Source organism: Flagellimonas algarum (assembly GCF_040513375.1).
GTDB lineage: Bacteria > Bacteroidota > Bacteroidia > Flavobacteriales > Flavobacteriaceae > Flagellimonas_B > Flagellimonas_B algarum.
The window spans coordinates 263,963-286,298 of the sequence record NZ_JBEVTG010000003.1 but is presented as its reverse complement, the minus strand read 5'-3'; the positions used below and the strand labels follow the sequence as shown (position 1 = coordinate 286,298).

Here is a 22,336-nt window from a genome sequence, read left to right as displayed (position 1 = left end):
GCTTAGTTTTTAATGTAATGGGCTTCTTTGAACAGTTGCTTGATGGTCGGATCGGCATACTGTTCGGGAATCAAACAAAGGGCATTGGCGTTGCCCATTGCCACCATTTGGTTGGCTTGGCCAGCACCTTGGGTCTGGGTCGTCAATTGGTTGCCCTGTAACGACCATTGCCCTTGGAATTGGGTACCATTCGATAACAGGACCACGAAAGTCCCGTTGGGTAAAAAAGTGATCCGTTTCCCAGAAAAATACGTTTGCACGAATTGCTGGAGGTCGGTCGACCCCTGGAGCCGTTCGCGAAGGTCGGGATCCATACGGTTGACGGACAAAGCTTCGTTAAATTGCCAGGACCCGTGCAGAAGTTGCGGGGCGATTTGCTGTTGCGCCCAAACCGCGCCGTTCACCAGGAGGGACAACAACAAGATTACTATGGTTTTATGTATCGAATGATGTGTGTTCATTGCTTCGTTTTTTCGTTGGACCAGGAGGTTTGAGGTTAGAAATTACCATTGGTGCAGGCCGTAGGCGAACACTCAGGATGGTCGTAATTCGGGTTCTCAATGATGCGGGTCGCCGTTTGGGTACCGTCACTAACTTCCAGTTTGATGAATATCCGGGTGTCACAACAAACCTCATGCGTGAGCTCCAAAGTGGTACTGGTCGGGTTTGAATCGAAGGTCGCCGTTCGGGCACTGGTACCGGTACCGATGAACCAGGCGTAGGTATACGCTCCGAAGCCACCGGAAACATCCGCTTCCACACTGAAGTATTGTACCCTGTTGTTCGTGGTGCGTATCCGATCGATGGTCAAAAGATTAAAGCACTCCGAGAATTCTTCAGTAGGATACAAGCCTACATCGGCGAATTCATAGCGGTAATCCTCGATCAGGTTGTTCTGTTCATCGCGTATCTCGACCAAGCGATTGTATTGGTCATACACGTAATTCGTCTCATAATCACGGGTATCGGTCATCTGCGTCATACCGACCTGGGGATCATAATCGTAAAACGTGGGCATGGATTCGGGCAACCCCTTGAGCTGGTTCTTCTGCTGGGTTGTCAATCCGGTATTGCCCAAATCAAAACCAGAGCCGAATTCGGATAGGTTTTCGATCTGCTGATAGGTGACGTTTTCAAGTTTGGCCACCATATAACGACCGTTGTACCCCCAAATCGCCGAAACGGGCACTCCATCGGCCTGGCGGTATTGGACCAAGTTTCCATAACCATCGTATTCGTCATAAGTCACACGGTTCTCCATAGACGCCAATGTCTTGTCCTCCTTATTGTAATACACCCCTTCCGGTTTGGTATTCCCGTTGTTGACCGCGAACTTGGTCAACTGATGCCCAACGAATCGGCCATTGTTGAAATAGCGGGTGTAGATGGGTTGACTGATCCGGTTGTCGTTGAAGAGCGTTGAGGAAATCGCGGACGCATCGACCCCATATTCGTAATCATATGGATAATAATATTCTATGCGTTCGGAATTCAAAGGGTTGAACAGGTTGGAAGCGTAATCGATGGTCGCGGTTTTGGAGGTGGTACGCTGTACCGCCTCCAAACGATCATAGTCGTTATATTCATTGCGCTCGGCCTTCACCAACTGCCCATCATCCAAATGCTCGACCGATTTGGATTTGGTCAACCAGGTGACGAATTTTCGGGCGTCGTATTCATGCCAATCGATGATCAGGTTGGCAGGCGAACCGCCATAGTACAATTTGTAGCCTACTTGATAAAAGTCAGAGGCGGTCGCATTTTCATAAACGTCAATGACATAGTTGAATTCATCGACCCGTTTAATGGCCCCGTTGGTGTCATAAACTTCCTCCCTTAGGAGCTTGCCATTGGCACTTTCGTAATGGTGGGGTATCGACTCGACGATATAGGCATAATCGCCGTTTTCAGCCGCTAAGGATTCGTTCGGAATGTTGATGTATTTGGATACGATTCGGCCGTTATCGGTGGCATTGGTCGCCGATTCGATCAATTCGGTCACCTTGGTATAGCCCATAAAACCACCCATGGCCGAATTGTTGGTACCGAACACATTGCCATTGCTGATATTAAATCCATAGAATAAGGTGCCGCTATAATTTGGAAGATTACTCGCCTGATCACCAGTCGAACGGATGCTGCTACGAAAGAAATGCATGGGGTCCATCAGCACCCCTGACGAGGCCACCACGCCAGAAGCAATGGTGTCAAGATAGGAATAAGATTTCTGTAAGAGCGGCCCCCCGTCTTTATCGGTATTCACCACGCGTTTGATACGCAGACCGCCCACCGCGTAGGTCTTGATATCGGGGTTGGCCGGGGCCGAAATCGGATAACCGGGCTCCACCGAATGGTTGAACAAATGAGGGGCATTGAAATCGTCGGCGTTCAAGATGTTGTCAAAAGGATTGACCGTGACTTCGTTGTTTTCGAATTGGAACTGGCTCGTACCCCCGGTCGGATAGCGGATCTCTTCCAAGGAACCAATCAGGGTACTCTCGAAATGACTGCCTTTGGTGGCGCCGCTACTGACCTCGGCCTCGTTGAGTACCTGGGCAGGGTTGTCGAAAGGGCAATTGCCCTGGACCTTGACGAAAGGGATCCGCCAACTGTTCTCGATACCGTTGTAGAACCCCCAAAAATCGACCGACTTCGAATGCTTTTCCGGTAGGGCATCGTCGCATTTGTATTTGAACGCGTATTGTTGGTCGTACATGCTGAATCCGTCAAGTTTCAAACGCAAATAATCCACTGCGTTCGGGGTACCCAAACGGAATTCATTGAAATAACTCTGTTGGAAGGCGATCGTCTTTGTCTTGTCGGTAGCCGAAGCGTACACCTCGATGTCGGTCAATCGCTTCGGTGTCGGATCGACGGCGATGGCCGTATAAGCGATATTCCCCAAATAATCCGTAGAATAAGGATGGATATCCTCACGCGGGGCCGTGTTGAAGACCAAGCGCTCGCCGGTGGTCGTATTTTCGATTTGGCTCAACACCTTGACCTCTTGCAGGGTACGCGAGGCGGTGACGTTCTCGAAACTGGCGAACTGCCATCCGTCCAAACTGCCACCTTGGATTTGAAGGGCACAAAGATCCAAAGTAATATTGCTGGAGTAGACCGGATGACTGGCCGTCACATTGACCGCATCGTCAAGTTCGTCGTCATAAGTGAATTCCAACACATGGCCATCGGGGGAAGTGATCTTATCAACATACCAGGCGGTGGGTATCCAACGGTCGAAACCGGTATTGTATTGGGTCGATCCATCGACCCCGATGATCTGATTGGGTTCCCATTCAAAACCTAGTGAACCTCCCTCTTGTGACCAAGTGGTCGAATATTCAGTATGGGTGAAATCGTATTGGTAGCCTTCTTCATCAATGACCGTGAAGTCTTGGGTCGCTTCGTTATAAGTAATATCCGCATTGCCCTCATCCAAATGGATGACCTCTATCGTCGTCGTGACCGCTTTTTGGGTCAATTGGAATTTGACGGTGGCACCCATCAAGTTGGCCACGAACACGTCGGGCTGGGTGTCGGGTTGCCCGTAAGGCAAGGTCGGGGCATTGGCTACATACTGAGCATAAGCCTCGGTTATACCCCCTTGGGGAAGGGCCGGTTCGAAACAATAACCCGTATTCGGGCTGTTCTTATTGCCGATATCACTGCGTTGGTTGATTTGATGCGTAATGACCGGGAGTCCGCCCAAATTCCAACCCAAGCCGACCCAGGTAGCTTCTTGGGCCACACGGATACCTCCGGTATCATAGGAAAGGCTAAGACCGAGCTGCTTATCATCAATGGCGATATTGCACAACGGAAAATTCACATTGGCCTTTCCGGTATACTTGTTCACCGGGGTCAACTCGAAACGGGACATCTCAAAGGAGGTCGGGTTCATGACCGTAAATTCCTGCTGCCGTTCGTACTGCTGGCCGATCACCGGCAGTGCCAACAAGAATAAGGCGGAAGACATCAATATATTTTTCATCATCTTATCGTTCTTTATTTTCCAATTGCTTGATTCGTTTTTCCTGCTTTAGGATGTAGAGGGTAAGTTCCTCGATTTTCTCGAGCAGCAACTTGTTCATCTCCCCCAACTCGACCCCGTTTTCAGCAACTTCCTGAGCGGTAGGAATACCGGGCAAGTGCCCATTTTCATTGATATAGCGTTCTACGCTTTCCAAGTGGGGCAAGCCGTATTCCGCTTTGAACACGTAGTCGGGCCAGTTGTCTTGATCCACACGTACTTCACGGGTCCTGATGTCACCGTCTACGGCCAATAGGTAGCCGTTAGGGACGGTCGACCGACCAATGGCCACTTCACCGGTGTAGCTCGCAGTCGTTCCAGATTCGGTCCATACGCTCGACCCTCCACCGGTACCGGAGGAGGCGGTGGTTACCGTTTCGGTATTGCTATTTGCGCCAAGGTTCCCGGCCGCATCAAATGCGCGAATGGTAAAATCATAAGCGGTCGCTTCAGTAAGACCGGTTACTTGAAAAGAGGTGCCACCTACATTGGAAGCGATTTCAATATTGTCTTGGTACACGCGATAGCCGCTCACACCGACATTGTCAGTGGCCGCCGTCCATGTCAAGTCAACGGTCGATGTGGTTACCGCCCCAGCAGCCAGACCCGCCGGTGCCGTTGGGGCCTGTGAGTCACCGGTGGCGGTACCATCGACCAAAATATCATCTATGGTATAGGTTTCGTTGCCATAACTTACCCTAAAATCGATTTCGATACGCAAGGTGTTGCCATTCAGACCACTCACGCTTTCGGTGATGGGTGTCGGTACATCATCGGTCGTATTCCCGAATTGTATACGGCTTCCGTTATCAAGGATATAATACCCTCTCACATAATCGGTGGTTTCCTTTTCGGCATCCAAGGCATCGGCAACGACATAGGAGATGCTGATGTTGGTGTGGTTGCTGATATCAATGTCTTCCGATATCCACGTGCCATTGGTTCCGTTGTTTACCCCTTGAAAAAATAGCAAGCCGTTCTGGACTTCCAGGGTCCCTGTGGTCACGGTTCGGCTCCAAGCGGTCGTTCCGTTATCATCGATCGCCCCATTGGCCAATCCTGTGAAATTCTCGTTCCAAATCTGCGCGAACAAAGGAGGAATCGCGCAGTCCGTTTCTTCTTCCATGGCTCCATTTCCGGGGTTTCCGGCGTAGGCCATGACCTCAAACAGGCCGATAAGCAACAGGATTGTCCAAATCGATCGAAGCGAGGATCTGCGTGTGATCGTCATCTTATTGTTGTTTTGATTTCAATGTTTCCAATTCTTGTTTCAATTGAATGATGTGCAAGGTGAGTTCTTCGATTTTCTCCAAGAGGAGGCGGTCCATCTCCCCCAAAGCCACTCCATTTTGTTGGATTTCAAGGGCCGAAGGGATATTGGGTAAATGCCCATGCTCCGCGATGTGCTTTTTGATTTCTGCCAAGGTCGGAAGGTCATAGTCCGCCTTAAATACATAATCGGGCCAATTGTCTTGATCGACCCGTACTTCGCGGGCCCGGACAAACCCATCAACAGCCAGTTTGTAACCCGCGGGAACGGATGCCCTGCCGATGGCTACATTGCCGGTCTCGTAGTAAACGTCATTGCCGTTGGCCGACCACAAAGAGTTTCCGCCAGTTCCGCCACCATTGTTTCCGGTCGGCACCCCATCCGTATTGTTGAATGTAGGACCATTGAACAATTCACCGGTAAACCCATTGGGGCCGGAATCGTTCGCCAGACCGTTGTCGAAATTGTACAATACATGGAGACCGCTTTCGCCCCCCGTCACTACACCAGGTTGTTTATTCGCATCGATTTCAGACGCACTAAGCACCCTGTGCCAGATGCGTAATTCGGAAATATCACCCGTATAGTATTCACCATTGCGGTTGGCGTTATAAGAGGAGGCTTCGGACCCATCACCAATAAACCCGAAGCGGGTGGTCGATTTACCTAAAGCGGTACCGCCGTGAGGGTTGGTCTGGGTGCCGTCTAAGACACCATCCACATAAATGAACTTGTCGGTACCATCATAAACCGCGGCGATATGGTGCCACTGCCCATCGTTTACTGTTGACGACCCGTAGAAATCTTGAATCGCCCCTGTTGGGGAATAGGTGCTGAAGGCCACACGACCATCGCCATGGACAAAAAAGTTATAGAAGTCGCTTCGATCGAAATCGACAATGGCCCAGTTCGCATTGTAGGATCCACTTGAAAACGAAGTACGCACCCAAGCTTCAACACTGACCACGGGTAAGGAATTCGCCCCATTATAGGAAATGGGCAAGGCGATATAATCGTTTGTACCATCAAAAGTGAGGTAATGGTCTTCTTGGGCTTGCAGGTTTAAGGCGAGCAAAGAGAACAGGATCGAACCTGCCCATCCTAGGTGGTTTTTTGAAAGAAACATCGCTTGTGTTTTGAGTTTTCATAAAACTAGCCGATGCCTTTCGCACTTCTTTGGGTGACCGCCTTTGAAACACTAAGGGAAAGCCCTTAGTTTCGATGAACTGTTCAAAAAATCAGAAGAACTACACTATTTTACCTGTTTTCAGACTTTTTTCTTACAAAAATTACTTCGGAATAGACTTACATTTCAATCCGATAAGACAAAATAGCTGAAAATTCCTTTGTTACCATGGGGATGTTCGGAGTGGAAATCCACGGAATGCCGAAAGATGGTTCCCCATCGAATTCAGGGAACGCGGTCCTGCTGTTTTGCAAACCGTGCGGTTAGGTTTGCCCTTCAAAGTCTTAGATCAGTTTGAGTTCTTTGCGCACATAGTCAAGGAGTTCTTGGATATTCGATGAAGACGAACCCAAATTTTGCGCGATCCTCCGTTTGCGGTATTCGATCCCAGATATAGAGAGACCAAGTCTAGTTCCTATTTCAGGAAGGCTCAACCCCTTGTCGAGCAAGTGGATCATCTTTAAATCACGATCATCGATATCCTTAAAGATCTTACGTGATTTTCGGACGAACTCACGCACTTTCTTACTGTAAACCATCTGCCCGTCTAGAATAGCCCCCACATCGCGTTTGAGATTGTTCAGGTCGATATCACTTTTAATGAGGAAGCCGTCGGGATTCAACTCGGTCAATATGGAATACATGACATAGCGGTCGGTAATGGAAGTAATCATCATCACCTTACAATCAGGGAAATGGATCTTGGCTTCCAATCCAAGCATAAGGCCGTTCTTGGGGGTCCCATCAGTAGTTTGGCCTCCGATCCGATAATCGAGCATGCAAAAATCTATGCTGTGATTTGAAGTACGGGCCTCCTCAATCAACGAGAGTCCCGCTTCCGCGGTATGGGCGGTAAGGATTTTGTTCTTTGGTAGCTTCCCTTCGTTTTCGAGGGTAACAAAAAGATTTTGATATACCCCACAAAGTAAGGGTTCATCTTCTACGATAAGTACGGTATTCATGTTATGGTCAATGGTGTGTTTGGGCTGTTTCCAATAACGAAGGCAGTAGTGATATTATTGTAACCGTGATACAGATCAAAAGATGGCAAGTGGTATCCATTATGAAAAAAACAAAGCAATCCCCCACCTTCCATTCAATCTTTTGAAAACCTTAATGTTGCTGCTCCATGTGTATTAGGGCCATAACCGATCATGGCATACTTACGGCTTTAACGACTTATACCTTAGAAAAGCCGGCATTCACAACATTAATGCAAGATTTGAAGGAAATTAACTGTTATTTGGAGGTATTACTATGCACTACTCGACCATGACCTTTACCCGCCGTTGCGCTTTTCTCAAAAGGAGGATTTCTGCATTGAACCTTCAAGAAACACTTATTGTCTTGGCGATAATCGGGATTCTATTGTTGCTTGCGCTACCCAATCTCATGCCCTTGATTTCCAAAGCCAAGAGTATCGAGGCCCAAACCCAGCTCAAAGCCCTTTACAACGCCCAAACGACCTATCGCTATATGTACAGCAAATATTCAGATGACATCGATGCCCTTGATTTCATTCCACCGAAAACCGTTATCGAAGACGGCACGGCCAACTACCGGTATGAGATTCTGGAGGCTTCCAATAGTGCGTTCAAAGCCAGGGCCGAAGCCGTTACCGATTTCGACGGTGACGGAGTGATGAACGTTTGGGAGATCGATGAGAACGGGAACCCTACCCAAACCGTTAAAGACTGAGGTCATGGTGTTCCAGTGTTTCGCCATTTTAGGCTTCGGATGCATCGCCTACCAAGACCTACGCGAACGTCTTGTTTATTGGATCCTCTTTCCTCTGGTCGGACTCTTTATGGCCTTGGCCTACCTCGAACGTTCAATGACCATCAGTTTCATCTGGAACGTTGTGGGAAATTGGATTTTGATCAGTTTGGTGTTATTGCTGCTTTGGGCCTACACCAAAATGCGCCAGCGTGCACCTTTCTTGAACCATAGCATCGGACTGGGTGATATCCTATTCTTCTATGCCATGGCGTTCGGATTTCCGATGGTGACTTTTCTCGTCCTTTTTACAGGCTCCTTGTTATTTTCCTTGGCCATACACCTTATTGCCAACCGAAAAGGAACGGCTGCGACGGTACCCTTAGCGGGTTATATGAGTTTGTTTTTGATCATTACATTCTTGATATCCTACAGCAGTAATCATTTTGAACTTTACCTTATTTAATGGACGTGATTTCTTATGACATACCGTCCGAGGTGCTGCAGAAGATCGCAGCGGAGCAAGCCTTCCACTACAGGATCGTTCCCTTTGCTGAAGAAGCGGGTGCCTTGGTGTTATTGACCGATTCACAGTCGCAGGAAGACCTCTTGGCCGAATTGAAAATCATTTTGGATATGCCGATCAGCCTTCGCCCATGCGGGCCAGAGGTGATGACCAAGCTGTTGACCGCCAATTATAGGGTGGCCAATACCTCGCAAATCGGACAGCTTGGATATTCCAATGATTTTCTGGAAAAAATACTCTATAACGCCAAGCTTTTGGGAAGCAGTGACATTCATTTCGAACCTTATGAAGACAGTTGTCGCATCCGGTATCGATTGGATGGGAAACTTCTTGAGCAGTATCGCATACCCCTTTCGGATTATCCCACCATGATCAACAAAGTGAAAATCAGGGCCAATCTCGACATTGCGGAAAAGCGATTGCCGCAAGATGGACGAATCACCATTAAAAACGGTGCCGACGAATTCGATCTGAGGGTCTCTTCGTTACCGACACTCTTCGGTGAGAAACTGGTATTGCGGATCTTAAGTCGTGATTCTGGGACCTTGCAATTGGAACAATTGGGTTTTTCGAAAACCGAATTGAAGAGTTTTTTATCAGGTATTCAAAGGCCGAATGGCATCGTCTTGATCTCGGGTCCGACCGGTTCCGGAAAGACCACCACCTTGTACGCGGCCTTAAAACTATTGAACAAGGCCGAAACCAATATCCTGACCATCGAAGACCCTATAGAATATACCCTACAAGGGGTTAACCAGGTGCAGTTGAAAGAAAATATCGGCCTTGATTTCGCGACGGCCTTACGTACCTTTTTACGGCAAGATCCCGATATCATCATGGTCGGGGAGATCCGGGACGCCAAAACCGCGAATATGGCGATTCGCGCAGCCTTGACCGGACATTTGGTACTCTCGACCATACATACGAATTCAGCCTGGGGCACCATCTCGCGATTGATCGATATGGATATTCCACCATTTCTGATCACCAGTACCCTTAACATGAGCGTCGCCCAACGTCTTGTTCGCAAACTATGTGACCATTGTAAGACCAAGGTCGATATCCATAGCGATGACCTTTCAGGGCAATTGGATCTACCCGCTGACCTTACCCACCACTATCAAGCCGTAGGATGCCAACATTGCCATCAGACGGGATACAAAGGACGGAAGGCCATCTATGAGATCTTACCGGTCACCAAAACACTTGAAGAAGCCGTTAAAAACAATAATCTCGATATAGACCGTTATATCAAAGACCACAATATCGCAAGCTTACGCACCAACGCGATCCAATTGGTCAAAGATGGGGTCACCTCGCTTGTCGAGGTATATCCGCTGTTGATGCATTGAACCATGAAGAAACTTAGCCTTTATCTATGTCTGATTTTTTGCGTTTCGCTCTGCGTCGCGCAAGAAGACCGCATTCAACAGATCAAGAACAACCTTGAGGTATTGGCGGTCGACAATCCGGAATTCAACAAAACCTTGAAACTGGAAGTGAACGTGAGCAACGTGACGCTTCCGAATTTTTTGCTGGCCGTGTCGAAAGTGCATGGGTTGAACCTCAGCGTGGCCAATGATATTTCAAACATCAATATCGTTAATAATTTCACCAACGTTACCATCGCCGATCTCCTGGTCTTCCTATGTAAGGAATACAATTTGACCATCGATTTCACGGGTAGCATCCTATCGGTCAAACGATTTATCCCCAAAGGTCCTGAACCCCAAGAAAAACTAAGGGAGTTACGCTATATCGCTACTGCTGACGATTTTAGTATCGATGCGAATTCCGCTCCTCTTGATGAGGTTTTTCGACGTATCATGGAAACCTCGGGAAAAAACCTCTTGTACGCAAACGAACTCAAGACCAAACCCATTACCGGGTATTTAAGGCATGTGCCGTTCGATACGGCTATGGAGAAGTTGGCCGATATCAACGGGCTGGTGTATTCGAAATCCCGCGATGGATTCCATCTATTCAGTGCGGCCGAATCAAATGGATCAAACCGACGAAGATTGAATGGGAACCGGCCTGGCATGCGCTACGAGGTACTCGATACCGTTAACAAGATTTTGAATGTGGACTTTACCAATTCCGCAATTTCCGAAATCATCGACGCCATTAGTTACGACCTTCACCTTGATGTCTATACCGCCACTCCCCTTCAGGAAGCCGGATCGGTCACCTTTAATGCCAAAAGCATCCATTTCGATGATTTACTAACGCATATTTTCGAAAGTCAAGAGGTGGGCACAACAATTCCCCCTCTTGAAGAAGAACGTATCCGTCCGGCAGGAAGGGGGCGCAACGGGGCCGGTCAAGCAGCCGTACAAAACAACACTCCCAAGTACTTCACCTTTAAGAAGGAAAACAATATCTATTTTTTCGGCACGGTCGATCAACTAAGCTTGCGCACGGTAGAGATCGTTCAGATGATGCACCGTTCGATTGAACTATTGAGTGACCCCATGGGGGGAGGCAGAACCGCAGGACGTACCAATACCGGAAGTGTCAACTATTTTTCGAACGGAACCGGAGGCAACGGATTCGGCAGCCCAGGGGGTATTAATACCCAGCGTCCGTTGAACGTTCAAGACAATAGTTTCGGGAATTACGAAAACAATGCCGAAGCTTTGGTAAACATCCTACCCGACGAGATCAAAAGCGATCTGGATATCAAAGTGGATTTCGAATTGAACAGCTTTTTCGTTAGTGGTCCGGCTTCAAAAATCGAGCGATTCAAAAGTTTCATCAATGAAATCGACAAGCCCGTACCCGTAGTTCTGATCGAGGTCATGATCCTCGAGGTACGCAAAACGGCTACGGTAGAAACGGGCATCAGTTGGGGGATCGGCAGTGAGCCTACTTCAACGGTCGGAACCGCTTTTCCGACAACCGATATTACACTTGGGGCAAAGACGATCAACAAGGTCATCGGCGGTTTTGATGGCTTTGGGTCCTTTAATATCGGTAAAGTCGTACCGGAGTTTTTCGCTACCATCAAAGCCCTTGAGGAAAACGGGAATATCAAGATTCGATCAACCCCAAAACTTTCGACCTTGAATGGGCATCGAGCGAGCCTTTCGATCGGTGAAACCACCTACTATGTCGTTACCAATCAGAACTTTTTCGGGTCGCAGGTTCCTACGACCTCCGAAATACGGAACTATGCCCCAATCGATGCCGAATTGGGTATTAGCATCAAACCTTTGGTTTCCGGCGATGGGCAAGTTACTTTGGACATCAATGTCATCCAGTCCGATTTCAGTGGAGAGCGTATCGAAGAAGATGCCCCCCCAGGATTGACATCCCGGGAATTCAGCTCCATCATCCGCATGCAAAACCAAGACCTCGCCATTTTGGGGGGATTGGAAGAAAAAGTAAAGAACGACAGTGGGAGTGGTGTACCCGGCCTGGCCAGGGTACCCATCCTAAAATGGTTCTTCAGCAAACGAAAACGGGAAGATTCCAAACAAAAACTGACCATACTGATCAAACCAACCGTAATCTACTAAATGGCCACCAAGTCCATAGAAAATAGGATATATGGCAAACGTTATTTCGCCTTAGAGGTTTTCGAGATCGAAGATGCGCTGCATTTTGCGCTATTGGTCATGGAGTATCGAAAAGGGGAACTCGAGGTCATAGCCACTTATACCGCCCAACGGTTGGAGGATATCATAGAATCGATTGACAAAAACAAACCGTTGTTAGTAACGCTAAATACTACCAAGGTCTTGACAAGGACGCTGGTCGTACAAGCGGAATCGAAGCCAGAAGACATCGTATTGCAAGCTTTTCCTAATTTGGATTTGGATAAGTTCTACTATCAAACGACACTAAGGGTCACCCATGGCATGGTATCGATATGTAGGAAGGATGCTGTCGATACGCTTTTGGAGGAATTTGTAAAATCCGGCTATTCCCCACTTCGCCTTACTCTTGGAGCGAACGATGCAATACTGCTTCAATCTTACGCAGATGCTGGATTGACCGGCTCGAATTTTAAAATGGATTTTACGGATTCCGCGATATCCTTCACATCCGATTCCAAGGCTGTTGAAACCCTGACCATTGGCGGACTATCGTTTGCGAACACCTTCCTATTGGCTTTCGCGAGTGTGTTGGGCCAGCTTAAAACAGAACGGCATCGGGGCAATTTGATTCAAACCAACGAGGGTTTGAAAAGTACATTCATGGCCGAACGTTTGTTCAATATCGGATTGCGCGCTGGTCTTGGTTTTTTCTTGCTGCTTTTGTTGTGTAATTTTTTGGTGTTCCAGCACTATTTTGAAAAAAACGAAATCCTGGTCGCAGGGCTAAGCGAAGCCAATGGTAAAAACACCACCCTATCGGCCTTACAAGAAAGGGTCACGGCAAAAGAGGTACAGCTGGGACGCATCTTGAATACGAAAGGATCCCAAAGTACCTTGTATTTGAATGAACTCGGAAAATCCGTTCCGAACACCATCTCGCTGACCGAATTGCAATTCCATCCTCTCGAATCACCCTTAAAACCCAACAAACCCATTCTGATCGAAAAGAACGTGTATCTGGTTTCAGGCCAAACCAAGGACAAACTTGGATTTACCATATGGACTAAGCAAATCGAGGATTTGCCATGGGTCGCCCAAATTTCGATTGTGGATTATGGATCGATTTCTACCAACACAGCGAATTTCACCTTAAAAATCAGTGCCCATGCTAGCGAATAAAAAAATCAGATTGCTCGTCACCGGGGTGCTATTCATGCTCTTCATCTGCTATCAATTCGGTATTAAAAAAACCATAGCCACCTCAAAGGCCTATTACGACAACCTTGAAAAATATGAAAAGGTCAGTGCCATTCCCCAACAAGTGCGAAAGCTGTCCCAAAAAGAACATTGGATCAACGCACAGCTAGCCCAATTGAATTTAGGTGACGGCACGCTTCAAAACCAGTTTCTGGATTTTTTAAACCAAAAATCCGCGATGCACAATGTCAATGTGTTGAAATTCGACTTGCCCCACACCGTCGAAACCGACGCGAATTCGATAGAGACCTTTATTTTCGAGTTGGAAGGGTCGTACGGCGATATGCTCCAAGTTCTCAATAGCATCGAAAACAATGCGGGTTTCGGGGCGGTTACCCATGTGCATTTTGAAAAAGACCGGAAACGTAAATCACGACGATCCTATCTCAAGGCCCAGGTTTTTTTGGAACAGCTGCATTGAAACAAAGTCCTTACTTACCCCAAGCCCAAACGATCAAAGAAGCCAGCCTTGTAGCTATCCCCTATCGGAATACGGATATCGTCAATGACGATCTTACTGCGCTGCACGGAATGTATTTTATGGATATTGACGATAAAGGAACGGTGGACGCGCATGAAGTTCGCACTCGATAATTTGGATTCGATGTCCTTAAAACTCATGAGGGTCAGGATCGGCTTTTTTTCGATATCGACATGTATTTTCAAGTAATCTTTCAAGCCTTGGATGTGGGTAATGTCGTCCAACCGGATCTTGACGTTCCCATAATCCGATTTCACAAAAATGAATTGGTTTTCCGCTGTCACACTTCCCATGGCCGGGGCGAGGTTGCCCTCTTGTCCCATAACATTGCCATCTTTCAACTTCATCAACCCCTTCGCCCGGTTGATCGCCTTGACGAAACGGGGAAAAGGGATGGGTTTCACCAGGTAATCGACCGCATTGAGATCAAAACCGTCAATGGCATATTCAGGATAAGCGGTCGTGAATACGAACAATGGTTTCGTATCGATTGATTTGACGAATTCGATACCGGTGATCTGTGGCATTTCAATGTCCAAGAACACCAAATCAACTTGCTTTGATTGGATCAATGAAACACTCTCCAAAGGGTTGGTAAAGGTCCCTAGTAGGGTCACCCCCCCGATATCCTCACAATACGATTTGATGATATTGATGGCCAAGGGCTCATCATCGATAATGATACAATTCATGTTGCCAAATTTATTTCGAGTTCGACCAGGTAACTGCCGTTCTCCTTATCGATTTTCAAGGCATGGTTGTCAGGAAAAAGCAATTGGAGCCTATTCGCGATGTTCTTTAGACCGATACCCGAATTGATCTTGTCTTTCCGGTAATCGTTGATCCGGTTCTTTGCACTGAAAAAGAGATCGTTGTCTATGATCTCGAGCCGGATCTTCACATCGGTCAATCCTTTGAAATTGGTGCCGTATTTGAAAGCATTCTCCACAAAGGGAATCAGTAGCAGAGGCGGTATTTTTTTATCCTGATATTCCCCTTTTATGGCCAACTTCACTTCGCTACAGTCCTGCAACCGATAGCGTTGCAACTGCACGTAATTTTTGATGTAATCGATTTCTTTTGACAAGGGTACCACATCGCCTTTGGTCTCATATAACATATAACGCATGAGCTCCGATAAGGCAATGACCGCCTCTGGTGCTTCCCGCGACTTGTTGCGTACCATCGAATAGATCCCATTGAGCGAATTGAACAGAAAATGCGGGTTTAACTGCGCTTTCAAGAATTCCAATTCGGTCTCTTTCTTTTGCACCAAAATCTCGCGATTCATGCGGTCTCTGCGGTAAAAGTCCTTGGTCAACCCAAGAATACCCCCCAAAAGATAAAAGGCCAGTGAAAAAATCAAGGTCATCGCGTAGGGCAATTGGCGCAACGGGGCCATTCGAAAATCTTCTTCGGGGGTTCGCAGGCCGTCGGTCAAATCGATCAACCGTTGAATGGGAACCGGAAAGAACCAGCGGTTGATGACGGTGTTGAAGACCACGATGATCAATACCGAAAGAAAGAGATAGGTCCATAATTTTTTCTTCAACAAAAACTTCGGTACGAGGTACAGGTAATTGATGTACACTAAAAATATCGGGTTGAATACGGCGCGGGGCAAAAAATTGGGGTCGATCTCCCCGATTTTAGCATATCCGATCCCTAAGGGTAAGGATAGGAAACAGATCCATATGATGACATGGATCCAGACCTCTTTAATCCTTCTTGTTTTCTTCAAAGTTTCCAACTACGTTTAAAAATACGATCATTTGAACGAAATCCCGTTTTCAATGAGTTCTTTCCGACTGATGCCGGGCGGATGGCCTTTTAGAAGTTTTTCCAAAACCAGTTGCCCGATTCGGCCCGCCTCTTCCTTATCCCGAAAGTTTTGGTGGCCGTTCACCCCAGGGATCCATTCTTGTCTCAGCATCATTCGACCCTCAATATGGATCTCATAGCGCCAATGCCCATGATGGGGGTTTCTCTCAACCACCAATTCATAGGGTGCCCCTTCTTCAACCTTCCCGGGTGCCTCCGCCCGAATGAAAAGTCTCCAGAGCATCACCATCAACAATAGGGCTCCCAAGCCCCATAAGGCATACTTCGCTTTTACCATGTTCTTTACTTAAACCGCGTTCCCCTTACCCTGGGGAACGCGGTGATCCAATCGAATCTATCAACACAAAACAAAACACAATCGGTTCTTACTTTTATTTGGACATGGGAATCAATCATCTTCGTCCTCTTCCTCCAACGGAAAAAACTCACGGTTATCATCAAGATACAGGTTGCCGCTCCGCCCTAGTCCTAGAAAGGCCCGGGTCCCATTGTAAAAAGCCACGGCTCCTTGCCTCGTGGTCCCCTCATAGGCCGTTTTCTCTTCCCAAAGATCCGTGGCGGGGTTGTACTCCCAAACATCGGAAGAAGCCCCGAACCCGCTATCACCTGTGGCAAAATAACCTCGGTCCCCAATGCTGAACCCCACGGCGTTGTTGCGTAAGATGAAGTTGTCTTCGTCATCATCAAGATCCAACAAGGCGGTCCATTGTTCGCTATTGAGGTCGAACGACCAAAAATCGGTTTGAAATTGGCCATTGGAGACACCGGTCCCCAAATACACCTTATCCCCAATGGTGAAGGTGGTTGCGTCACGCCGTTTGGTACCACCGAAACCGACCAGTTCCTGCCAACTGTTATCACTGGGGTCAAAGCGCCAAAAATCTTTTTTATCATTATCCCCATCGAAGCCCGTTCCTACATAGCCTAGGGTGGGTGAACTGAATGCGATGGCGCCCCTTCGGGCGGTTCCGGCGAAGGGGGTGATGCTATCCCAACTATTGGAAGCGATATCAAAACGATAAAAATCGGCCAGCTCGTCATCACCGTCATAGCCGAGACCGACATAACCCTGGTCATTAATCGCAAAAGCAACTGCAGCACTTCTGGGAATTCCTGGAAAATCGGCCAATTGTGCCCAGAAATTGTTCTCTAGATCATAAACCCAAACATCCGACAGCCGATCATCGCCATCATATCCGGTACCCATGTACCCAAAATTTCCGACAGTAAAGGCAAAAGCACCACTTCTTGGGGTACCATCGAATACCGAGCGATCGACCCAATTGCCGATTTCATCCCCACTATCATCGTCACTAGTGGAGCAGGCCGTGCAAAGTACAAGGGCCAATAGCAAGATCGGTCGAAACCAACGGTTCCATCGTAAAACAAAATGTGTCATTATCATTATCCTTAGTTTAAATTATAGGTCAATCCCATTGAAAAGAACACCGAGCCGTCTGGCTCGAAATCAAGCAAGTCGGTACCGGAAAGCGTTTCCACCTCCAATTGAGGGGTGGCAAGCAACCCGATGCGGGATACGACTTCGATCCGTTCCTGTAATTTGTAATGATGTCGCAACGATAGATCGACTTGGCTGAATACCAAGCGAGTCGCTTCAAAGCTTTGTCCAAACCCATTCGAAAATCCATTCCCGATATGGTAAAACGTTCCTTGTTGCTCCGCAGTTGCAGACAGGCTATGCCGTTCGTTCAAGGTGTAAGACAATCGACTTTCGGGAAAACCCAATCGCATGGTCAATTGTGAATTGACCCGGTGCCAAAAAGCGACCATCGGCACAAAGCGCGGGGCACCGAGACGTGTATTCCGTTCGACCCCAACGCGAAACCCGGTCTTCTGCCACGATTTTTCGATTTGAAACCCGTATTGCCAGACAAAATCAGCTTCGGATAGTGATCCACTGAGGTCGGAAGCCAATTGGGGTGTCAAGCTGGCGAACAATGCCCAATCAGCCCCAAGTTTCTTGGTCGTTTCGAGTGCTAGATCCAATCGGTGTAGTTTTTCATAGTCTGAGGGATTTGTAAGTCCCTCCACCTGAAAGAAACTGAAATTCGTGTGCGTATACGCGAGTTGCAGCCGTGTTCCGCCCCACGACCAATCGTTTTCGCTGGCGAGCGCATAGGAATAGGTTTCCAGGTAATGGTTGCCAAGACTCGGCGCCGTGCCATAGTCGAACCCGAAACGAAGCCCTAGTCCGCCTTCTTGTCCCAAAGCACTGAAGGTGGCCATCCAAAACAAGCCCATGTACATTGCGTATCTCAACGATTTATTTTTTGCCAAAACTATGGGTAGCCCCCAGCCCTACTAAATAAATTATACCAAGAAGCGCATTGTGACGATCAATGGGGAGTTTTGCTCTACGTATGGCATTCGCAAGAATTTATAGGGAAAAAGCCGTTGCTGGTCGCCATTTTTGGCTGCCTAGTATAATATAGTTCGTTAGCGCGCACCTTAGGATTTTATTTGTCACAAAAAAAGAATGAACAAACCCTTTTGGTACGTCTTGATATCCGTAATGGCCGTGCTTGCCTGTTCTGTCGAATCGCGTGAGATCCCTACCCTGGAGGTGGGTCAGAATTTTGTCAACTCGAACGTACGGTTGATCGTGTTGGATACCTTTGACCTTGAACTATCGACCTTTCGATTCGACAGCATCAATTCTTCCGATTCCGATCGCTTGTTGTTCGGCAAGTATACCGAGGATTATTTTGGAGAGGTCGAGGCGCAATCCTATTTCGAATTGGTCGCTGCGGTAGTCGAATCGGTGAACGGCCCCTTCGAAATCGACCCCGAAGCGGAACTCGACAGTGTCGCCCTCATCTTGGGGTACGACGGCTATTTTTACCAGGATACTACCGCGAGCCTGCAGATCAACGTACACCGATTGACCGAAGATGTGGTGCCTGAAGGGGACTTTTTTTTCAATACCAGCACCTTGGATTTCGATAGCGTTCCTATTCTGAGCCGGAACTTCAGACCGGAACCTTTCGATGAGGATTCGCTGCACCTTTCGCTTCCCCTAACCTTTGGGCAGGAAATTTTTGACCAGATCACCGAGGATGCCATTTCGAACAACGATGATTTAAGGGAGGTGTTCCCAGGGTTGGCCCTCATTCCAGGGGCCGACGACAACGGTAGTGTCATCGGGTTTTCACGGAACCAAGAGAACACCTACCTGCGGTTTTATTATCAGGTACCGGATGAATTCGATGATAACGAAGAAACCTTGGACCTGGTCATCAACCCCTTTCCGAACACCCCGGTTGCCTTCCATAACGTCAGGGCCACCCCCGAAGGCCCTCTTTCATCTTTATCGGACCAAGAAATCGAATTGAAGAGTCATGACAGCGATGATCTCGCCTTTATCCAATCCGGAACGGGTTTTGCCCTTAAGGCCACCTTTCCCAATATCAAATCGATCTACAACATATCGGGTACGGGTACGGTATTGAGCGCCATTCTACAAATTCGACCCCTAAAGGCAAGCGTCACCGATTTTACACCCTTGCGCGACACCTTAGTGACTTCCATACTCGATGCGAACAATGTCATCATTGAAGAGATCCGTACGGCAAACGGCCTAGTCGAAGGGGTGTTGATAGGCGAAAATGAAGAATTCGATACCGCCACCTATGAAATCCCCATCGGCATCTTCTTGGATGAAAAATTGAATGAACGCCCAGAAACCGAAACGGCTTTGGTGCTTTTCAACGAACAATACAACGAAACCGTGAACCGATTGGTCCTTCAGGGTGAAGCCCATGAGGATTTTAGGGCACGGATCATCATAACCTATGCGATTTATGAGGAATAGCATCGGATGCATCATCATCTTTCTGGTATTGGCCGCCCAGGCCAAGGCACAGACCAATAATTTGACGGGGTCGCCCTATTCCTTTTTTGGGTTGGGTTTGGCTAGTAACTCCAACATCGGCATTACCAACGCCATGGGCAATGGGGGTTATGCCCTTTCCGGGGATGGATTCATCAACAACAACAATCCGGCTTCCTACGGCAGTTTGGGCGAGCGTAATTTTCTTTTCGACTTCGGTTTTTTGGCCGAGATCAGTGACATCAGTACCAATTCCACGTCGGAAAACCGGATCGCCGGAAGCTTTTCGAATGTCGCCTTTGCCGCTTCGATGACGCCGAACAGTGCTTTTGGGATTTCTTTGAACCCGTTCAGCGATGTGGGTTATGCCGTGATCGGTGTAGAAAGCAATATCGAAGGTTCTTTCGATACGTTTTCAAGCAATGTCTTCGGATCAGGTGGGTTGAACGACCTCAGACTATCCTTAGGAAGCGAATGGTTCGGAAAGCTTCGTACGGGGGCATATTTGTCGTATCTCTTCGGGGTCATTGAAGAACGGGAAATCATCGATGCGAGCCAGGACCTCCCCAATGAGAGTACCTTGATCGTACAAGAGCGGAATTTCTACAATGGCCTGAGGGTTGGCTTCGGACTACAGTATGACCTCCTACCGAAACTGACCCTGGCTGCTGGGGCCGAACTGAATACCTCCCTTTCGGGCACCCAAGACCGTACGGTTGAAAAAACCTTGGATTTTACCCCTTCAGTGGTCGAAAACACAGCGGACGTGACCCTTGAGGACTTTGAGCTGCCCGCCCAATTGAACGCCGGCTTATACTTCAGACCTAACAACGGTTTGGGGTTGACCTTGGATTTCAGCAAGCGGTTTTGGGATATTACCGAACAGGAAGACAATATAGGTGATTTCGTGGACGAGGAATCGTACAGTATCGGCCTACACTATGCCGCGGACCCCAGCAGTTACCAATACCGGAAAAGGATCCAATACCGCCTGGGATGGAACTACCGATCCGGAAACCTGGAGGTGAATGCCAACCGCATCGATCAATACGGGTTCTCTTTCGGAATCGGGCTCCCCATGGGCCTACGCTCCGCCTCTACATTGAACATTACCTACCGCTACGGCCAACGTGGTGCCGCCGAAGGGGTCTTGGTAGAAGAACGCCTACACACCCTGACCGTGAACTTCAGCCTCCGCGATTTATGGTTCGGTAAGCGTAAGATCAACTGACTTTTCACGATGTGCTTCCTTATTTCATCTATGAATGGCCTTGAAACGGTTGATCGGGAAAAACCAGACTTCCGTATAGGCATCTTGGCCTTCCGTAGAATACTTTTGAACCGACTGGATGGCAAGGCTAGCTTTGTCGCCATGATCAAACGATTGCTTTCCTTTTTGGCCATTGCACAAGCCACGGCCGTCTTTGCCCAGGACCTAGCACCCATGGGTGCCGAAGAACTGAACCCGATAAAATTGGATTACGGTATCATGCCCGATATCGGCGATACCGAAATCACCACCTATGGTCTTCAATTGAATTTTGGAAAGCCTTTAAAGAAAGGTGCACTCGCATTCTCATTGGGGTACCGCCATTACGATTTCGATTTCAACCGCAGCACGAATACCATCGACTTGGAACCCTTTGAAGCTATGGAAGTCGTTCGGGCTAACGTATCATGGATTGGGGAATTGGGGACATCGACCCGGTTCGTTCTTAGTGCCGGAACTGCCTTAATGTCGAATTTGGAGGACGGGTTATCGTCAGACGATTTCGTATTCAATGCTTTGGCGGGGATCATCAAACAATGGCCCAATTCGCGATTGCTGGTGGGGGTTGCCTATGGCACCCAATTCGGGGAACCCACCCTGCTACCTGCCATTTCGTTTTCACAAACCCTGGGGCCCAAATGGCAATACAGCATCGGGCTGCCCCAAACCGGGATCAGTTTCCGGCCGAATGACCGTTCATGGCTCGCTTTGTTGGCATCACCACAAGGTATTTACGGAAACAATTCCGGTACCATAAGGGCCGAGGGCAATCAAGTGTTGACCAATAGTAAAATCCAGTTCAACGGCCTTAATACCCGTTTGTTCTATCAATATCGGTTTACGGAACAATTGGCCTTTTTTATAGAAGGGGGCATGCTCCCGATCAGTGTCCTACGTATCTCCGATTCAGAGGGCAACGAACTACTGGATCTCGAGCCCAACAATGGGGCCTATGCCAATATCGGACTGAAATTGGTCTTATCAAAACCCAAAAAAAAGAAAGAAAATGAAGAATAAACTAGCATTGTTCACAGCCTTATTGGTAGCCCAACTTGCCTTCGGGCAGAAAATGGACCCGGTCAAGATGGCCGATTACCAAACCGATCTCATGGTCGAACGTTTGGCCTTGACCGAAACCCAAAAAACAGCGGTACACGCCATCAACCAAAAATATTCGGTCAAACAGGCCGAACTGCTGAACCGAAAAGGTTCAATGTTCAGCAAAATGGGCGATATGAAAAAAATCAAGAAGGCAAAAAATGCCGAAATGGAAGCGGTTTTAACCGACGAACAAATGACCATTCTCGTCGATGAACTCGAGCCGGAAATGCGCGAGCAAATGAAAAAAAACAAGAAGGGTTGA

20 protein-coding genes are annotated in these 22,336 nt (G+C 48.0%); 10 read left to right on the top strand and 10 right to left on the bottom strand.

The window, feature by feature from the left end; translation table 11 throughout:
- Window positions 1–2: 2 nt before the first annotated feature.
- The 5 genes from ABV409_RS14965 to ABV409_RS14945 form a co-directional block, all read right to left on the bottom strand.
- On the bottom strand, window positions 3–461 hold the full coding sequence (locus tag ABV409_RS14965) for a hypothetical protein (RefSeq protein WP_353878430.1): 459 nt from the start codon (window positions 459–461) through the stop codon (window positions 3–5).
- 35 nt (window positions 462–496) lie between these two features.
- A complete protein-coding gene (locus ABV409_RS14960) occupies window positions 497–3,997 on the bottom strand; it encodes an RHS repeat domain-containing protein (protein ID WP_353878429.1) in 3,501 nt (1,166 codons plus the stop codon).
- Between the two features lies 1 nt (window position 3,998).
- Window positions 3,999–5,264 carry a fibronectin type III domain-containing protein gene (locus ABV409_RS14955; RefSeq protein WP_353878428.1) on the bottom strand — a complete coding sequence of 422 codons (1,266 nt, stop codon included), beginning with the start codon at window positions 5,262–5,264 and terminating at the stop codon, window positions 3,999–4,001.
- 1 nt (window position 5,265) lies between these two features.
- Window positions 5,266–6,429: a LamG domain-containing protein gene (locus tag ABV409_RS14950; RefSeq protein WP_353878427.1), complete on the bottom strand. Its 1,164-nt coding sequence runs from the start codon at window positions 6,427–6,429 to the stop codon at window positions 5,266–5,268.
- 344 nt (window positions 6,430–6,773) lie between these two features.
- Window positions 6,774–7,451: a hypothetical protein gene (locus tag ABV409_RS14945; RefSeq protein WP_353878426.1), complete on the bottom strand. Its 678-nt coding sequence runs from the start codon at window positions 7,449–7,451 to the stop codon at window positions 6,774–6,776.
- A gap of 295 nt (window positions 7,452–7,746) precedes the next feature.
- On the opposite strand from ABV409_RS14945, the gene ABV409_RS14940 reads away from it, so the two are divergent.
- From ABV409_RS14940 to ABV409_RS14915, 6 genes are read left to right on the top strand one after another with little or no spacing between them, the layout of a single operon-like run.
- On the top strand, window positions 7,747–8,187 hold the full coding sequence (locus tag ABV409_RS14940) for a hypothetical protein (RefSeq protein ID WP_353878425.1): 441 nt from the start codon (window positions 7,747–7,749) through the stop codon (window positions 8,185–8,187).
- Window positions 8,150–8,671 carry a hypothetical protein gene (locus ABV409_RS14935; RefSeq protein WP_353878424.1) on the top strand — a complete coding sequence of 174 codons (522 nt, stop codon included), beginning with the start codon at window positions 8,150–8,152 and terminating at the stop codon, window positions 8,669–8,671. Before ABV409_RS14940 ends, ABV409_RS14935 begins: the two co-directional genes overlap by 38 nt.
- Window positions 8,671–10,083, top strand: a complete 1,413-nt coding sequence (locus tag ABV409_RS14930) for a GspE/PulE family protein (RefSeq protein WP_353878423.1) — start codon at window positions 8,671–8,673, stop codon at window positions 10,081–10,083. Before ABV409_RS14935 ends, ABV409_RS14930 begins: the two co-directional genes overlap by 1 nt.
- A gap of 3 nt (window positions 10,084–10,086) precedes the next feature.
- The gene (locus ABV409_RS14925; protein WP_353878422.1) at window positions 10,087–12,252 is read left to right on the top strand and encodes a type II secretion system protein GspD; all 2,166 of its coding nucleotides are present in this window, start codon (window positions 10,087–10,089) and stop codon (window positions 12,250–12,252) included.
- The gene (locus ABV409_RS14920) at window positions 12,253–13,452 is read left to right on the top strand and encodes a hypothetical protein (protein ID WP_353878421.1); all 1,200 of its coding nucleotides are present in this window, start codon (window positions 12,253–12,255) and stop codon (window positions 13,450–13,452) included.
- Window positions 13,439–13,951, top strand: a complete 513-nt coding sequence (locus tag ABV409_RS14915) for a hypothetical protein (RefSeq protein WP_353878420.1) — start codon at window positions 13,439–13,441, stop codon at window positions 13,949–13,951. Before ABV409_RS14920 ends, ABV409_RS14915 begins: the two co-directional genes overlap by 14 nt.
- Before the next feature lie 14 nt (window positions 13,952–13,965).
- Here the strand turns inward: ABV409_RS14915 and ABV409_RS14910 are convergent, their stop codons facing one another.
- The 5 genes from ABV409_RS14910 to ABV409_RS14890 all read right to left on the bottom strand — a co-directional run bounded on the left by ABV409_RS14910 (window position 13,966) and on the right by ABV409_RS14890 (window position 18,133).
- Window positions 13,966–14,703, bottom strand: a complete 738-nt coding sequence (locus ABV409_RS14910) for a LytR/AlgR family response regulator transcription factor (RefSeq protein WP_353878419.1) — start codon at window positions 14,701–14,703, stop codon at window positions 13,966–13,968.
- The gene (locus tag ABV409_RS14905) at window positions 14,700–15,752 is read right to left on the bottom strand and encodes a sensor histidine kinase (protein WP_353878418.1); all 1,053 of its coding nucleotides are present in this window, start codon (window positions 15,750–15,752) and stop codon (window positions 14,700–14,702) included. Before ABV409_RS14905 ends, ABV409_RS14910 begins: the two co-directional genes overlap by 4 nt.
- 27 nt (window positions 15,753–15,779) lie before the next feature.
- Window positions 15,780–16,130: a DUF4907 domain-containing protein gene (locus tag ABV409_RS14900; RefSeq protein WP_353878417.1), complete on the bottom strand. Its 351-nt coding sequence runs from the start codon at window positions 16,128–16,130 to the stop codon at window positions 15,780–15,782.
- Between the two features lie 111 nt (window positions 16,131–16,241).
- A complete protein-coding gene (locus ABV409_RS14895; protein WP_353878416.1) occupies window positions 16,242–17,252 on the bottom strand; it encodes a Kelch repeat-containing protein in 1,011 nt (336 codons plus the stop codon).
- 11 nt (window positions 17,253–17,263) lie between these two features.
- Entirely contained in the window at window positions 17,264–18,133 is an 870-nt protein-coding gene (locus ABV409_RS14890) for a DUF6268 family outer membrane beta-barrel protein (RefSeq protein WP_353878415.1), read from the bottom strand.
- 217 nt (window positions 18,134–18,350) lie between these two features.
- Between ABV409_RS14890 and ABV409_RS14885 the strand changes: the two genes are divergently transcribed.
- From ABV409_RS14885 to ABV409_RS14870, 4 genes are read left to right on the top strand one after another with little or no spacing between them, the layout of a single operon-like run.
- Window positions 18,351–19,685, top strand: a complete 1,335-nt coding sequence (locus ABV409_RS14885; protein WP_353878414.1) for a DUF4270 family protein — start codon at window positions 18,351–18,353, stop codon at window positions 19,683–19,685.
- A complete protein-coding gene (gene bamG / locus ABV409_RS14880; RefSeq protein ID WP_353878413.1) occupies window positions 19,675–20,934 on the top strand; it encodes a BamG family beta-barrel-assembly machinery protein in 1,260 nt (419 codons plus the stop codon). Before ABV409_RS14885 ends, bamG begins: the two co-directional genes overlap by 11 nt.
- A gap of 30 nt (window positions 20,935–20,964) precedes the next feature.
- Window positions 20,965–21,990 carry a DUF6268 family outer membrane beta-barrel protein gene (locus ABV409_RS14875; protein WP_353878412.1) on the top strand — a complete coding sequence of 342 codons (1,026 nt, stop codon included), beginning with the start codon at window positions 20,965–20,967 and terminating at the stop codon, window positions 21,988–21,990.
- Window positions 21,980–22,336 carry a DUF4890 domain-containing protein gene (locus ABV409_RS14870; protein WP_353878411.1) on the top strand — a complete coding sequence of 119 codons (357 nt, stop codon included), beginning with the start codon at window positions 21,980–21,982 and terminating at the stop codon, window positions 22,334–22,336. Before ABV409_RS14875 ends, ABV409_RS14870 begins: the two co-directional genes overlap by 11 nt.